Annotated in this window: 14 protein-coding genes; 2 read left to right on the top strand and 12 right to left on the bottom strand. The window is 37.7% G+C overall.

Features of this window, described 5'->3' with window-relative positions; genetic code table 11:
- From pgbA to EWZ81_RS00080, 10 genes are all read right to left on the bottom strand, one after another.
- The coding region (gene pgbA, locus EWZ81_RS00035; RefSeq protein WP_165548430.1) for a plasminogen-binding protein PgbA at positions 1-1,266 on the bottom strand (1,266 nt) is incomplete at its 3' end.
- A 10-nt stretch (positions 1,267-1,276) separates the two neighbouring features.
- Positions 1,277-1,915: an NUDIX hydrolase gene (locus EWZ81_RS00040; protein WP_165548433.1), complete on the bottom strand. Its 639-nt coding sequence runs from the start codon at positions 1,913-1,915 to the stop codon at positions 1,277-1,279.
- Positions 1,915-3,135 (bottom strand): peptidoglycan DD-metalloendopeptidase Csd3, encoded by a 1,221-nt coding sequence (csd3, locus tag EWZ81_RS00045; protein WP_165548435.1) that lies wholly within the window; start codon positions 3,133-3,135, stop codon positions 1,915-1,917. Before csd3 ends, EWZ81_RS00040 begins: the two co-directional genes overlap by 1 nt.
- Before the next feature lie 213 nt (positions 3,136-3,348).
- Positions 3,349-4,104, bottom strand: a complete 756-nt coding sequence (locus EWZ81_RS00050) for a R.Pab1 family restriction endonuclease (protein ID WP_165548437.1) — start codon at positions 4,102-4,104, stop codon at positions 3,349-3,351.
- On the bottom strand, positions 4,091-5,083 hold the full coding sequence (locus EWZ81_RS00055) for an adenine methyltransferase (protein ID WP_165548454.1): 993 nt from the start codon (positions 5,081-5,083) through the stop codon (positions 4,091-4,093). Before EWZ81_RS00055 ends, EWZ81_RS00050 begins: the two co-directional genes overlap by 14 nt.
- A gap of 45 nt (positions 5,084-5,128) precedes the next feature.
- Positions 5,129-7,450, bottom strand: a complete 2,322-nt coding sequence (gyrB, locus tag EWZ81_RS00060) for a DNA topoisomerase (ATP-hydrolyzing) subunit B (protein ID WP_165548440.1) — start codon at positions 7,448-7,450, stop codon at positions 5,129-5,131.
- Between the two features lie 12 nt (positions 7,451-7,462).
- Complete coding sequence (gene dnaN, locus EWZ81_RS00065; protein WP_165548442.1) at positions 7,463-8,587, bottom strand: DNA polymerase III subunit beta; 1,125 nt, start codon at positions 8,585-8,587, stop codon at positions 7,463-7,465.
- Between the two features lie 55 nt (positions 8,588-8,642).
- The gene (locus EWZ81_RS00070) at positions 8,643-9,710 is read right to left on the bottom strand and encodes a phospholipase A (RefSeq protein ID WP_165548444.1); all 1,068 of its coding nucleotides are present in this window, start codon (positions 9,708-9,710) and stop codon (positions 8,643-8,645) included.
- 15 nt (positions 9,711-9,725) lie between these two features.
- The gene (locus EWZ81_RS00075; protein ID WP_165548446.1) at positions 9,726-11,054 is read right to left on the bottom strand and encodes a sodium-dependent transporter; all 1,329 of its coding nucleotides are present in this window, start codon (positions 11,052-11,054) and stop codon (positions 9,726-9,728) included.
- Between the two features lie 10 nt (positions 11,055-11,064).
- The gene (locus tag EWZ81_RS00080) at positions 11,065-12,393 is read right to left on the bottom strand and encodes a sodium-dependent transporter (RefSeq protein WP_165548448.1); all 1,329 of its coding nucleotides are present in this window, start codon (positions 12,391-12,393) and stop codon (positions 11,065-11,067) included.
- A 231-nt stretch (positions 12,394-12,624) separates the two neighbouring features.
- On the opposite strand from EWZ81_RS00080, the gene ybgC reads away from it, so the two are divergent.
- Positions 12,625-13,026: an acyl-CoA thioesterase YbgC gene (gene ybgC, locus EWZ81_RS00085; protein ID WP_001203800.1), complete on the top strand. Its 402-nt coding sequence runs from the start codon at positions 12,625-12,627 to the stop codon at positions 13,024-13,026.
- On the top strand, positions 13,016-13,276 hold the full coding sequence (locus EWZ81_RS00090; protein WP_025451428.1) for an HP0495 family protein: 261 nt from the start codon (positions 13,016-13,018) through the stop codon (positions 13,274-13,276). The genes ybgC and EWZ81_RS00090 overlap by 11 nt, the downstream gene beginning before the upstream one ends.
- 8 nt (positions 13,277-13,284) lie before the next feature.
- Here the strand turns inward: EWZ81_RS00090 and murD are convergent, their stop codons facing one another.
- Positions 13,285-14,553 carry a UDP-N-acetylmuramoyl-L-alanine--D-glutamate ligase gene (gene murD / locus EWZ81_RS00095; RefSeq protein WP_165548450.1) on the bottom strand — a complete coding sequence of 423 codons (1,269 nt, stop codon included), beginning with the start codon at positions 14,551-14,553 and terminating at the stop codon, positions 13,285-13,287.
- A gap of 1 nt (position 14,554) precedes the next feature.
- Positions 14,555-15,477: phospho-N-acetylmuramoyl-pentapeptide-transferase (gene mraY, locus EWZ81_RS00100; protein WP_165548452.1), on the bottom strand; the 923-nt coding region annotated here is incomplete at its 5' end.

Here is a 15,477-nt window from a genome sequence, read left to right on the forward strand (position 1 = left end):
AAATTCTCTCGCTCTTTGTTCGGCTTTGGCTTTTTTCTTTTCTTCTTTCAAGCGGCGTTTTTCCTCCTTAGAGCTTGGTTTTGGCACTTCTTTTGGAGCGTTGTTCTCTTTAGGAGCGTTTTGTTTTTCGCCTTGTTGGGTGGCGTTATTTCCATTATCTGGCTCTTTAATGGCTTCTTGCTTGATTTCTTGCTCGTTTTCTTTGGCATTGACTTTTTCATTGCCTTTATCCATTTCTAAAGCTTTTCTTCTTCCTTCAGTCTCCCTATCATCTCTTTCATCATGCTCTTTTTCTCTTTCTTCAAATTCCATAGCCTTTTTGGTGGCTTTGGCTTTTTTCCTTTCATCTCTTAAATAGCGTCTTTCTTCTTTAGCGTCAAGTTTTCGCTCTGCTTTTTGGTAGTTTTTCTCTTCTAAAGTGGGAGCGTTTTCTGCACCTTGATTGGCTTTTTTAGGCTCTTTAATGGCTTCTTGCTTGATTTCTCGTTTAATTTCTCTAGAATCAATCTTTTCTTCTTGCTTTTTAATTCTCACTTCTTTGCGTTTTTCTTTCTTCACTAAAGCGTCATAGTAAGCGAAGTAGTTTTTAGATTGACTGCCTGAAAAAAGTTTCCCTAGCGTGCCTGCATCAATGCCCTCAACCCTAGAAAAAAACGGCGTGGAAGTTTTAGTAACACCGCTTGTATCCAGCTCTCTTTTTTCTAAAATTTCAAAACTCTCACAGCTTAAAATATTGAGCGTGTTCGTGGTTACAATATAAATCACCCCCACGCTATAAACGTTGCACGCTTTTCTTAAATTAGCGATTTTTGGGTCAAACCCGTTCAAAAAAGTAACCAACAAATCAGAACTAATAAAATTAATATCAGTGTTGGTCGCTCTGATTTGCTCATAAATTTCATCATTAGGAGCGATTAAAAACGCTTGGTTGTTGAATTGCCTAAAATAGACTAAATCCCCCTTTCTAGCGACCATTCTTGGAGTGGGTAAATGCCTTTGTTTCATAGACTCAAACGCTCTGAATTTAGCCGTTGCGACTCCATTTTCAACGGCAATAATGACCACTTCAGAATTAACGATTTCATAATCTGAAAGTTTAGTAACGACAAAACCAAACTCCCCCACTTTCAAATCATGGGCCGGAAAACGGATGATTTTTTTAGGCAAATCCACAAATTCTATACTCACTCTTAAGGGTTCTTGCCAAGAGGCTGATTGCAAGCTTATAAAACTCATTAGAAGAAGTCCTATCAAAAGCCTTAACATAAAATTCCTTTTAAACATTTTTAAACTTTTTTAAATGCCATAAAATGGCTAAAGACAATCCGGTGGTTTTAGCGTATTGAAAATCCATTACAAAATCAAAAGCTTTTGATCGCTCTAAAAACAGCACTTCAATCTTTTCGGCATCAATCCCCCCACCCTTTGAAACTTTCAAATCCGCACTAATCTCAGCGTAATAGAGCGTTTGCAAACTCCCGCTCAACCCGGTCGCACTATAAAATTGGCCTATGGTTTCTAAATTTTTAGGGCTAATTTGATAACCGCATTCTTCTAGCGCTTCTTCGCAAGCGATTTCTTCTAAACTCTTATTAGCCTTATCCACAAGTCCCGCGCACAATTCATAAGTGTATCCGTCAATAGTTTGATCCTGATCGCGCTTAAAATAAAAATTACGAGCATAAATGGCTGGGCGGAATTGTTTCACAATCACAAAGCAATCGGATTCTTTTTCATAGAGTAAAACCGCCACGCTGTCTAAAGACTTAATAATATCCCATGTTTTCTTAGTATTCTCTTCATTATAATGCATGCGTTTTAATTCTATGAAATTAGAGCTAGAACAAGGCTCTAAATACACACTAGAATCATCTACTAAAGATTTTTGATTGAAAATATTCTTAAAATAAGACATTAAAAACCCTCTAAAAGATAAAATGAATTTTTTTCAAAAGAATGGGTTTTAAAAAGTTCTTCTAATTTTTGCTTAGAACGATGAGCTTTTTCTAAAAAAACCTCTCTTTGTTTGCCATGCAGCTTGCTTTTAGCGGTGCGGATATAGCCTAAAGGATTAATGGGGCGGGAGTTTTTATACACGCCAAAATGCAAATGCGGCCCGGTGCTTAAACCCGTGCTTCCCACTCTGCCTATGATTTGTCCTTTTCTAACGAATGATCCCTTTTTCAACCCCTTAGCAAAAGAACTCATGTGAGCATACACCAAACGCAATTCATTCAAATGGACTTCAACCACTTTCCCATACCCCACCTTAACCCCTATAAAACCCACACGACCGTCTGATGCAGAATGGATCAAACTGCCATGTTTAGCCGCATAATCCACGCCGTAATGAGGCCGTCTAACCTTTAAGACAGGATGGAACCTCCCATACGAAAAAGGCGAAGAAATGCGGGTGTATTTCACCGGGGTTTCTAGTAAAAACCCTGCCACTTCTTGCGCTTTTGAGTCATAATAACGCCCGTTTGAATGGGAAAAGAGATAGTATTGGTTAGAGCGAGAGCTAACCATTGCCATTTTGATAGTCGGCTGGCCAAACGCTTGCCCCACACGATAATCTCTTGTATAAACGATAGCGATTTTATCGTTTTTTGCCAGGCGTTTAAAAGGCACGCTTTTTTTATACGCATTCATCAATTGGTTGGCTAAAAGGGGGTCATTGGTGGCTTTGACAATATCTTGATAGGGCGAAGTTTGTAAGGAAAGAAGGAGGGTTCTTTCTTTACGAGTGAAAACAATGGGGATAAAGTCTAAAAAATAATCCTCCCCTTTTTTGTAAATATGGATTTGTAAATCCTGGCTTATAGGGATAAGGGCTTGAATGAGCGTGTTGTTAGCATCTCTTAAAGTGTAATAGGTAACATTGCTTTGGATTTCAGCGCTCAATTCTTTATCTTGAGAGCTCAAATTGTAGTAGAGTTTTTGAGGGATACGATTTTTTTCTAAAAACCCTAACAGCGTGAGCTTATCCCACACAAGCCTTTCACCCACTAATAAAGTTTGCTTTTTAGCCATTTCATCGGCTTTTAAAAGAACCCCATGGGATAAATGGAATAAAAAAGCAACCATTAAAAAATAGATAAAATTTAAAATAATTTTCTTATGAAAAAATACCATGCAGTCGTTTAATGCCTTCAATTGGATCTGTATTTCATTAGTATAACATAAGCCATTAAAGAAAAACGATACAAGTTTAAAGCCTAACCTTGTTTTTATAGCTTTATGAAGCGCGTTTTATTGATGCATGGTTATTCCCCATAAATGGTTTTATCCCACCTAGACCTTTATAGCGTTGGATATTCATTCTCTTTTTAACAATTCGTATCATTGTTAATTTTGAAGTATTTTTTCTAAAATCTTTAACACATCGTTATGGTGCGCTTGGCTTAAAAGCCCAAAAATTTTAAGCATTTCTAAAAACATGAGAGCGTTGGTTTTATGGATAATTAAAAAAGCATGTTCTTTGAGTGCAGCCGTTCTATTTAATAAAGGGGTAGCGGTTTTTAACTCCAAAATAGAAAAGCAAAAATACAGCATGGCTTGGGTTTTAGAGCCATATTGTTGCTCTCTAATAATAATTTCGCTCAACTGATTATCGTTGAAAGAACGAATGAGTAAAGGATAAGAAATGCGTGAAAGTTCAAAATCCATGCCACCAAATTGATGTAATCTAAATCTTTCTCTTGTAATCGTGAAATTATCTTCTATAAATTGTTTTTGTTTTTCTAAATATTTTAAAGTATTTTCTAAATTTTCTAAACTGATTAAACCTAATTGCTTAGCGTAATCAATTATTTCGCTTAATTCATAAAGAGTTTTCACTTTATTATTAGCCCCTAAAAAATGATATTTTTCATCTTTTAGGGTAGTGAGCTCAAATTTTTCTTTATCTTTAATGGGGGCATTATAACCGATTTGCCACTCTACATAATGCTTTAAACTAAAAGGGATTTTTCTAGTCGCTGTTGAAACGCCATAATCGCTAAAGGCATGTCTGATTTTCACACGCACTTTGCCTGAAATGGAAGTTAAAGGAACATAAACCTCAATCGCTTTTTTACTATCATCAATCCTAATCAAACTCACAAGGGTGTCCTTGAAACAATTTTTTAAAATATTCTAAACGCGCTCTTTTATCTTTTAAAAAAGCGTCTTTAATTTCTAAAAAAGCAAAATGATCAATAATAATATCCAAATTACCAAAATAATAAGGGATTTTAGGGGCGATTTCCTTAAAATAATGGATATATTGGTAATAAATCAATTTATCTTGACTGATATACACCGCATTTTCGCTTGGCGCGTTTAAAAAAGTTTTGTTGCGTTTGAGAGCGTTAATGTCTCGCATAGGGAAAAAATAGCCCACGCATGCATCAACTTTTTTAGCGTTAGGGTATTTATCCACATAATTGGCTATATAGTCAAAATCGTTTAAGCATAGCGTCGTATTGCAATCAGTTGGAAAAATAAAACGCCTAATATCTGCATAGTCCATTCGCCCTCGCTCATATAAAGCTATCACAATAGGAAATTCGTTACTTTTAGTGAAAGATTTAGAAGAAACAACCAAAGCGTCTAAAAGCCTGTAATGATCCTTAAATAGCTTTAATTGCTTAAAATTAGCTTCTTTGATGAGGTAAGATAAAGGGTGTAACACGCAAATAAACGCCGGCTTTAAAATTGCAAAAGATTTTAAAAAACTTATCCCTAAATCTCGGGATTTCAAATGATGGTCTATCTCAAAATGAAAGTTTTTATCTTTTAATTTTTGTTTGGCAAAAGAAGTTCTATCGTTATAGGGGGGATTTCCCACGATAATTAAAGACTCATCTTGGCTAACGCCATAATTTTCTCTTTTAGGATTAACTAGAGCGTTTATTATTAAAGCATCACACTTGGGGTCAATATCCGCTCCTATTTTTTTAGGGTGTTGGAGTTTTAAAAACTCTTTATTACCACATGCAGTGTCTAAAAGCGTGTAGTCTTCAATACCAACATGCTTTTTTAAAAGCTTGTAAGCACAATCCACTAAATAAGGGGGCGTGTAGTAAGCCCCTAAATTCACGCTCTCTTGCTTGGTTAAATGTTTGGGGGTTCTAATCAAAACCCCTTACACATCTAGTTGTTTCACGTCTTTAGCATGTGCTTGGATAAAGGCTCTTCTAGGCTCTACTTCATCGCCCATGCAAAGCGAAAAGACTGCATCGGTTTTTTCTAAATCTTCAATTTTAAGTTTGATCAAGCTGCGGTTTTCTTTATGCATGGTCGTTTCCCACAAATCATTAGGGTTCATCTCGCCTAGCCCCTTATAGCGCTGGATATTCGCTCCCTTTTTAGCGTGATTTTCCACTTCTTCTAAAAACGCCAAAATATCCTTATCTTCTAAGAAATCTAAATTATATTCCATAAGTTTTTGGTAAGTGTAATGCGCTTCTTCAAACAACACTTCTTTAAAGAGGTTGTCATCTAGGTTAAATTCCACCAAGCCTTTAGGGGTTTGCGTGTGCAAATGCAAGCTTTCTTCAGTAGCAAAAGAGCGTAAGATCTGATAATTCAAGCCCTCTAATTTTTCTAAAATGCTTTTTTCTAAAACTTTCATATCAAGGCTTAAGGCGTCCTTAGTTTCAATGAGAAAGCGTAAAATTTCTAGCAAGTTGTAGCGTTTTTCTAATTCCAAAAGCGCGTAGCGGTAATGGCGCGCCACTTTCAATAAATTCATCAAATCGTTCTTGCCAATCCCTTCAATATCCACCGAATTGATGCCATGCTCAATTAAAAAATGATCCAAAGCGACGCCATCTTTAAGATAAATTTCTGTCTTGCCTTTCTTGTATTTATAAAGAGGGGCTTGAGCGATATAAACATGCCCTTGTTCAATCAGCGGGCGTAAATAACGATAGAAAAAAGTCATCAGCAAGGTTTGGATATGGCTCCCATCCACATCAGCATCGGTCATGATAATGATTTTATGATAGCGCAATCTTTCTATATCAAAACTCTCTTGAATGCCGCACCCAAAAGCCGTGATCATGTTTTTAATTTCTTCTGATTTTAGGATTTTTGACAAATGGCTTTTTTCCACATTTAAAATCTTACCTTTTAAGGGCAAAATCGCTTGAAAAACCCTATCGCGCCCTTGTTTAGCGCTCCCTCCCGCGCTATCGCCCTCCACTAAAAAGATTTCACTCTCTAAAGGGTCTTTGCTCTGGCAATCGGCTAATTTTCCAGGCAAGGTGCCGACACTCAAATTGTCTTTTTTCCTTGTAAGCTCTCTGGCTTTCTTACTGGCTTCTCTAGCCTTTGCAGCTAGTAGGGCTTTATTGGCAATGATTTTGGCTTCGTTAGGGTTTTCTTCTAAAAACTGATGGATTTTATCATAGACTAATTTTGAAACCAACGCACGCGCATACGAGCTACCGAGTTTGGATTTAGTCTGCCCTTCAAATAACGGCTCACTCATTTTCAAGCTCACAACAGCGATCAAGCCCTCTTTAATGTCTTCAGAAATGGGGCGCGACTCTTTAGTTTTAATGTTATTGTCAATGTATTGTAAAATCGCCTTAGACAAGCCCATTTTAAAGCCCGCCTCATGCGTGCCGCCCTCAGAAGTTTTAATGTTATTCACAAAGCTTAAAGTGTTTTCATTGTAATCATCAGCATACGCTAAAGCGACTTCTATAGAAGTGTGCGTTTCTTCATCCATGCTTTTAAACGCAATAATGGGGGTGAGCAATTCTTTTTTAGCGCTGTCTTTCACGAATTGTTTCAAGCCGTCTTTATAGAAATAAGTCTCTTGCAGTTGGGTTTTTTCTTCTTTGAAAGAAATTTTTAAGCCATCATTAAGATACGCCATTTCTTTGAAGCGCTTTTGCAAAATACCCGCTTGAAATTCAACGACCTCCATCACGCTTTCATCAGGGAAAAATTCAATAGTCGTGCCACTTTCCTTAGCGCTTTTGGTTTTGCCAATGATTTCAAGCTCGCTAATGGGGATACCCTTTTCAAACTCTTGGCGATAGATTTGACCCTCTTTTTTAATGGTCATAATCAAGCGTTTGCTCAAAGCGTTCACAACCGAAACGCCCACGCCATGCAAACCGCCTGAAACTTTATAAGTATCATTATCAAACTTGCCCCCCGCATGCAATATCGTTAAAACCACGGTGCAAGCGGGGATTTTTTCCGTAGGGTGGATATCTACAGGAATGCCTCGCCCGTTATCTTCTACAATGCATGACCCCCCCTCAGTCAAAGTGATGTTAATCGTATCACAAAAACCCGCCATGCTCTCATCTACAGCGTTATCCACGACTTCATACACCATGTGGTGCAACCCACCCACATTGGTATCGCCAATATACATTCCAGGGCGTTTCCTAACCCCCTCTAAGCCTTTTAAAACCTTAATACTATGGCTCTGGTAATTTTGCATTCAATCAAGCCTTTATAATGTGATTGGCATCATCAAAGTAGAAATTTTGGCACTCAAGTGGCTTTGCTTTTCATCAAGGGGTTCTTGGATCAAAAAAGGCGATGAAGGCTCATTGCATTTTAAAACAAATTGCGTTGTCCCTAAAGCGTTTAAGGCTTCAAGGAAAAATTTAGCGTTCACGCCCAAATGAAAGGCTTTTTCAATATCCAAACCTTTTTCAATCTCAACAGAGGTTTTAGCCGTTTCGCTATGCTCAGAATCCAAAGATTCAAACAAAGCGTTGTTTTTTTCTAAAGTGAGTTTAATGGTGGAGCTTAAAGAACTGCATAACTTAATGCTCTCTTTAAATTCTTCCTTGCCTAAAGTGAAAGAAGAAGTGTATTCTTTAGGGAGGATTTTTTGATAGTCAGGGTAATTCCCATCAATGAGCTTGGTGAAAAAAGTGTGCGTTTCGTTTTCAACCACCGCTAACATGCCATCGCTTTTAAAACTGAAATTTTCATAAAAAAGTTTAAGGATTTCCAATAAAGCCCTTTTAGGCAAAATGCAAGAGATGTCTTCTTCGGTGGAATGGATAGAGACTTTTTCTAACTGCGTGTAAGAAAGCCTTTTGGTATCCGTGCCTACCACTGAAAGGGTTTGGTGTTTTTGATTGAATTGCATTAAAATACCGGCTAATTCCCTTTTATGGCTGGTTTGCTCAATCACAGGGGCGATTTTTTTAAACGCATCCACTAAAAAGGGGGTATTGACTTCTATACTCACTTTTGGCTCAATAATAGGGAATTCAGGAAACTCATCAGCGTCAAACATGGGGAGTTTGAAAGAGCTTTTATTTTGTTTGATCACCAAGCTGTCATCTTTAGTTTCTAAAACAATATTAGAGTCTTTTAAACATGAAATAATGTCTAAAAACTTCTTCCCGTTGATCGTGCCAACGCCCTCTTTATCGCTAGATTGCGTAAAAATATAGCTTTTTAGTCCAATATCGGAATCGCTGGCTTTTAAAAAAAGCTTTTCTTTAATGACTTCTAAATGGATGTGTGAAGCGATAGAAGAAGCGTCCTTTTTATCCAAAAAAGCTTGCAAGTAGCGCAAAGTGTTTTCTAAATCGTTTTTACTAACACTGATTTTCATAATTGAATGATCCCCTTGAATTTTTAGTCTTATTATAGCATAAAAGAACGCTTTTTTAAGGGTTTAAGCGTATTCCTACCCCTATACGATTGGAAAAAACATCGTATTCATACAAGCCATCGCCATAGCCATTAAACCATTGTGCATAAATCCCTACAAAAGGGTTAATGCGGTAGGTATAGCCTAAGCGGAAAGCCCCATGCCAGCGATCATAACGCCAGTATTGCGTGAAAATATCATAAAGTTGCAATTCAAAATGATGGCGCCCTCTCCTGTAATCTATTTTAGCGTTACCATACCCCATGTAATCAATCAAATTAGGGTTGGATTGATCATAAGGGACATAGGGCCAATAAGCGACCATGATTTTTAGGCCTCCCTTTTCCCACACCAAACGAAACACAGGGCGTTGCCCCGCGCTCACCGAACGACACCCCCCCCAGCGCACATTTTTTTGCCCATTATAATCTTTAACGATCACAGGCCCTCCTGGGAATTGGTTCTCAGGATTACCTTCTTTATTAAAAGGCTGGTAACATTGCGCGCCTCCCACGCCATTAGAAATGTGCTGCCAACCTATCCAAATTTCAGAAAAATTCCCTATTTTACCCCCAAAAGGTTTAAAATTAATAGGATAAACATAAATGAGTTCAGGCATGAAATTGATCATTCGCATGGGAGCGGATTGGGGATTATTGTAAATTTGAAACCAGTCAGTTTGGGTATAAGCTAAATAAAGCGTGCCTTTAGTCCAAAGAATATGCCTAAATACAGGCACTCTAAAACTAATTTGGAACTTAAACTCATTGCGTTGATACAGGTTGATATTAGGGTGGTACCATTGAAAAATGGGGGTGAAACTATGATAAAAAGGCAGAAAATAAGTGCCTAGATAATCCATCATGTTTAAATATTTTTTAGCAAAATCCACCCAAGAATGTTCTTTGGGGGCTTTTTGTGGAGGGAGATACCAAGAATTGGACAAATCGTTTTGCGTCTTAATGATGTGTAAATCCTGTTTGCGCAAATAGTAATTATAATCCACCTTAAAATTATCTTGCAAAAATTTTTTGCCTTCCAATTGACAAACTATAAAAATCATAAAGAGCCAAACGCTTTTCATTAAGCCTTCTTATTTTCATTTAAATTGCAAGATGAAAATCGCTAAAATCACTACAGGCGCGATAAAACGAACGCTAAAATGCCACGCTTTAAAGGCGTTTATATTAAAGAAGTGCTTCGTGGCTAAAAAAGAGCGCTTTTTATTTAAAACCCACCCCACAAATAAGACTGAAAACAAGCCTCCCAAAGGCATTAAAAATGAAGAAGTGATGAAATCCAGCCACCCAAACACGCTCTTATGCGCAAAGCTCAAAAACTTAGCGTATCGTTCATTCATGGAAAGAATGACTAAAACGCCTAAAACATACACAACGATCCCTATCCATAGCGACGCTTGAGTGCGCGAGAAATTAAAACGATTGATAAGATAAAGCGCTAAAGGCTCTATCAAAGAAACCGTGGAAGTGATCCCGGCAAAAACAAGGGCTATAAAGAAAAAGAGCGAAACGATCTGCCCGCTCATGCCCATTTTAGCGAAAGTCAAAGGTAAGGAAATAAAAACAAGCCCTGGCCCTTGAGACACATCTGCATGGTATTCAAACACAAAGGTAAAAATCATCACCCCAGCAATCAAAGAGATTAAAATACCGGGCAAGACAATAAATAAAGAGCTTTTGAATAGATTTTCTTTTTTGGGCGTAAAAGCTGAATAAGTAATGATCGTGCCTACCCCCAAACTCAAAGAAAAGAACATCTGCCCCAAAGCGTCCATCACAACCTTAAAATCAATCTTTTGAATCTCAAAATTAAATAAAAAGCGCAAAGCCTTAGGCATGCTTTCTAAAGTCATCGCATAGATTAAAAGCCCTATGAAAATCACAAACAATAAGGGCATCAGCACGACATTTAATTTTTCAATCCCTTCTTCAATCCCCCTAGAAACAAACCATATCGTCGGTAATAAACATGTGCTAAAGCCAATAACAGGCCAGATCAAACTGCCATTTTGGAGCATGCTAAATTGCATTTTGGCTTGCTCTAAATCTTTAGGTAAATCAAAAGTTACTACAAAAAGATAATAAAGCACCCAGCCTAACACCACCGCATAAAAGGATAAAATGAGAGGGCCGCCTAAAATAAAAAAAGAAGTGAAAGGGTAATATTTTTTCCTTTTAGGATCTAAGATTTGATAATTAGAAACAACATCTTTTTTACCCAAATTCCCAATCAGCATTTCCACTAAAAGCATAGCAATGCCTAAACTCAAGGTTAGCGCTAGGTATAAAAGCACAAACGCACTCCCCCCATTATGACCTACCATATAAGGAAAGCGCCAAATATGCCCTAAACCGATAGAGCTACCCAAAGTGGCTAAAATGAAGCCTAATTTAGAAAATTTTCCCATGCCAAATATTTTAATAAATCTTGCTCAACCAAATGGAAAACACAATTAAAGGGGTGATGTATTTAAGCAAGAAATACCAAGTTGCAAACAATTTAGGGCCTAAAAAGTGCGCGCTCAAAAGACGCAATTTTTCTTTTTTCAAAACCCAGCCCATAAAAATAAAGGTTGCCATCCCGCCTAAAGGCATGATAATGGTGCTTGAGGCAAAATCCAACCAATCAAAAAGACTTTTTTCAAAGAAAGTGAGATAGTCTTTATAATCCTTATGGAGCGAGAAAATCAACACCACGCCTACGATAAAAATTAGTGCTACAAGACCCCAAGTAACCTTAAAACGAGAGTATTGATACTTTTCGGTAAGATACATCACGCTTGGCTCTAATAAAGCCACCGTAGAAGTGATGCCAGCAAAAGCGAGCGCGAGCAAGAAAAGAATTGAAACAAGAACGCCTATCGCTCCCATTTGGCCAAAAACCACCGGTAAAGAAGTGAAGATTAACCCTGTGCCTTGTGAGACATTCGCCCCGTATTCAAACACAAAAGTGAAAATCATAAGCCCTGCCACAAGAGAAATTAAAATCCCTGATAAAACCACCCAAATCGTGCTTTTAAGCAAATTCTGCGTTTTATCCGTAACCGCAGCATAAGTGATATTGATCCCTAAACCGATGCTTAAAGAAAAGAAAACCTGCCCCAAGGAATAAGTGAACACTTGAGAAGTCAAATCTTTTGGTTTGAAATCAAACATGAAATGGAAAGCTTTAGAAAAAGAATCCATGCTCATCGCATAGAAAAGCAAACCAAAAAAAGTGGCAAAGAGCAAGGGCATTAAAACCAAATTGAGTTTTTCAATCCCTTCTTTAATCCCCCTAGAAACAATCCATCCGGTTATGAATAAAACGCTAAAAAGCCCTATGGATTGTAACCTAATGGATTGCAAGGTATCATTAAAGATTTGTTCAGATTCTTGGATACTGTTAGGCAAATTAAAACTAATACTCACTAAATAATAAAGCACCCAACCTAAAATAGTGCCATAAAAAGTCAGTATTAAAGGCCCAGAAATAAGCAAAAGCCCTGCGTATTTCCAGCGTTTTTTAGGGTTAATGTCAAGCTCTTTAAAAGCTTCTATTACATTTTTTTGCGTGCTTTGCCCTAGTAACATTTCAGCGATAAACATCGCTGCGCCAACGCTTAAGGATAAAAATAAAAACAATAAAACAAAAGCACCCCCACCACTCACCCCAGTCATATAGGGGAAACGCCAAATATGCCCTAAACCTATCGCGCTCCCTAATGCGGCTAAAACAAATCCTAATTTAGAAAAATGATTACCCATATCTTAACTACCAAACTCCTTATCAATGATTAAAATTAAAGAGCGATGTCCTTAATCGTCCAACTATTGCTGTATTAGTTTTTTAAAATCTTTAAAGATCTTAAGATTTAAGAAAAAACCCACTTTCAAAAATACCTAAAAATTATAAAGCAACGCCCCTAGATTATACTATAGTTAGGTTACATATTGTATAATTTTAAGAAAGTTTCATTATTTAAGTAAGGGGAATTAATGCGCTGTAGGGTATATTACGAAGATACCGACTCTGAAGGCGTGGTCTATCATGCGAATTATTTGAAATATTGCGAAAGGGCTAGGAGCGAGTTTTTTTTTAAACAAAATGTCTTGCCAGAAAATGAAGAAGGCGTGTTTGTTATCCGCTCTATCAAAGCGGATTTTTTCACCCCCGCAAGCCTTGGACAAGTCTTAGAGATAAGAACGCAAATTAAAGAATTGAGAAAGGTTTTTGTGGTGCTTTTTCAAGAAATTTATTGCATTCAAAACGCTTCTTTAGAGCCTATGAAGCCTTTCAAAGTCTTTGCTTCAGAAATCAAGTTTGGCTTTGTCAACCGCTCTACATACAGCCCTATTGCCATTCCTAAATTATTTAAGGAGCTTCTTAGTGCCGTCTGATTTAGAAAAACCCACTATTATTTACCCTTGTCTTTGGGATTATAGGGTGATTATGACCACTAACGATACAAGCGCGTTAAAAGAGCTTTTAGAAACCTACCAACGCCCCTTTAAATTGGAATTCAAAAACACTTCTAAAAACGCTAAATTTTATAGCTTCAATGTTTCTATGGAAGTTTCAAACGAAGAAGAACGGAACGAGATTTTTCAAAAAATCTCACAATTAGAGGTCGTGGCGCATGCGCTTTAATCTATCTTTTAATCTTTTAAAACAAACGCTTTAAATTTTTCACCCCTTTCTTTATACGAAGAAAATTGATCCAAACTGGCTGCACTAGGCGAAAGCAAAGCGATTTCATTTTGCGATAAAACGCTTTTAATTTCTTGAACCGCTTTTTCTAACTTTAAACAAACCCGACAAGAAACATTAAATTCTAACGCTAAGGCTTGGACGATAGAAGCGCTTGATCCTATGGCATAAAGGCTTACTTCATAGTTTTTAAATTCTTCAAAAAGGGGGGTTAAATTGACCCCTTTAATATCGCCCCCTACAATCAAATGGATTTTTTGGTTTTTAAAGGTTTTTAGGGCTTGCAAGGTGGCATCAATGTTCGTGGCCTTGCTGTCATCTACCCACAAACGCCCTTCTTTATCCCTAAATTCTTCCATTTTATGCGAGCCGATTTTAAAAGCGTTCAGTCTTTTAAGGGCGTTTTCTCTATAGTCTTGCCATTTTAAATTCTTTATTTTTAAAAATTGCTCATAAACTAAAAGGGCTAGGGCAGCGTCTAATAAAAACGCTCCCTTAAAAAAAAGAGCGTTAGAAGGGATTTCTAAACGCTCTAAAACCTCTTCGCTTGTGTCAAAAAAGATTTTTTGCGCTTGCGAGTTTTGAATAATAGGGTGTTCTTTGAATTTTAAAGGGAGGATAGCGAGCGAAGTTTTAGGCATCAACGATAAAACCTTGAGTTTAGCGTTCAAATAATTTTCAAAATTGCAATGCCAAGTCAAGTGATCGGCTTTGACATTGATGAGCAAGTAGATTAAAGGGTAAGCCTTGTTAGTGTAATGCAAAGAAAAAGAGCTTGTTTCTAACACCCACAAGGGCGATCGTTTTTCAAACAATTCAATCAAGGGCGTGCCGATATTCCCCCCACTCACAGCCTTAAAATCTTCTAAAAGCGTGGTGAGCATTTCTGTCGTGGTGGTTTTACCATTAGTGCCGCTAATGCTTATCATCGTAGGCGTGAAAACCAAATCAAACAAGCTGTCAATATAATCGTATTCGCTCATTAAATGCTTGGCTTTTATGACTAAAGGGTGCATGAAACTAATGCCAGGGCTGACTATTTCTAGTTGGGAATCATTAGGGTTAAAGTCCTTACTAGGGTAGCAAAGAAAACCCTCGCTATCCTTATGAAATGCAGTGAATTTATCGTCAAAAAATTTGACTTCGTTATGGTTTTTTTTAAAAAAACGCCCTAAGGCTAGAGTGGTTTTGCCATGCCCCAATAAAGAGATTTTCATTTTAACGCACCTTCAAGCTTAAAAGAGCGACTAAATTACTCAGCATGGAAATGATCCAAAAACGCACGATCACCTTATTTTCTGCCCAACCCTTTTGCTCAAAATGATGATGGATGGGCGCCATTAAAAAAAGGCGTTTTTTACGGGTTTTATAGCTCCCTACTTGCAAGATCACAGACAAAGTTTCTACCACAAAAATAGATCCCATTAAAACGAGTAAGATTTCATTATGCGAAACAATAGCGTTATAAGCGATAAACCCCCCCAAAGCCAAACTCCCACTATCGCCCATAAACACGCTTGCTGGGTTGCAGTTATACCACAAAAAGCCAAAGAGCGATCCCACTAACGCTAACGAAATCACAAACAATTCCCCCACATCTATGACTTTAGGATAAAGCAAGTATTTAGAAAATTCCGCATTCCCTGCCACATACACAAAGATAGAAAGGCTTAAGAGGGTGAAAATGCTAGGCACACTCGCTAAGCCGTCTAACCCGTCGGTTAAATTCACCGCATTGCTCGTGGATAAAAAAACCAACACCCAAAAACCAACCGCTAAAGCCGTGGGCATTTCAAACAAGGGGTTTTTCAAAAAAGGCGCGTATAAAAAAGTGTCCAACCCCTTAAGGCTCAATAAAACAGACACCACAAGCGAAAGGACAAAAAGCATGCCAAATTTCATTTTCGCACTCATCCCGGCGTTATTTTGTTGGTTGATTTTAGTGTAATCGTCTCTAAAACCCACAAAACTAAAGCCCATTAACACGATTATCCCTAACAACACATAAAGATTGCCCAAAGACGCGCACAACACGCTCGCAACAATGGTTGCAAAAACAAACACAACCCCCCCCATCGTAGGGGTGTCCTTTTTATTCTGGTGGCTTGGCACGAAGCTAGAAATGGGCTGGTTAGCCTTTT

Origin of the sequence: Helicobacter pylori, from assembly GCF_011140715.1 — a bacterium.
Taxonomy (GTDB): domain Bacteria; phylum Campylobacterota; class Campylobacteria; order Campylobacterales; family Helicobacteraceae; genus Helicobacter; species Helicobacter pylori_DA.

What these genes read in the sequence shown, in the direction of transcription:
- gyrB (WP_165548440.1), bottom strand. Translation starts at nt 7,450, where the DNA reads ATGCAAAATTACCAGAGCCATAGTATTAAGGTTTTAAAAGGCTTAGAG.
- EWZ81_RS00080 (WP_165548448.1), bottom strand. Translation starts at nt 12,393, where the DNA reads ATGGGTAATCATTTTTCTAAATTAGGATTTGTTTTAGCCGCATTAGGG.
- EWZ81_RS00040 (WP_165548433.1), bottom strand. Translation starts at nt 1,915, where the DNA reads ATGTCTTATTTTAAGAATATTTTCAATCAAAAATCTTTAGTAGATGAT.
- ybgC (WP_001203800.1), top strand. Translation starts at nt 12,625, where the DNA reads ATGCGCTGTAGGGTATATTACGAAGATACCGACTCTGAAGGCGTGGTC.
- EWZ81_RS00070 (WP_165548444.1), bottom strand. Translation starts at nt 9,710, where the DNA reads ATGAAAAGCGTTTGGCTCTTTATGATTTTTATAGTTTGTCAATTGGAA.
- EWZ81_RS00075 (WP_165548446.1), bottom strand. Translation starts at nt 11,054, where the DNA reads ATGGGAAAATTTTCTAAATTAGGCTTCATTTTAGCCACTTTGGGTAGC.
- csd3 (WP_165548435.1), bottom strand. Translation starts at nt 3,135, where the DNA reads ATGGTATTTTTTCATAAGAAAATTATTTTAAATTTTATCTATTTTTTA.
- dnaN (WP_165548442.1), bottom strand. Translation starts at nt 8,587, where the DNA reads ATGAAAATCAGTGTTAGTAAAAACGATTTAGAAAACACTTTGCGCTAC.
- murD (WP_165548450.1), bottom strand. Translation starts at nt 14,553, where the DNA reads ATGAAAATCTCTTTATTGGGGCATGGCAAAACCACTCTAGCCTTAGGG.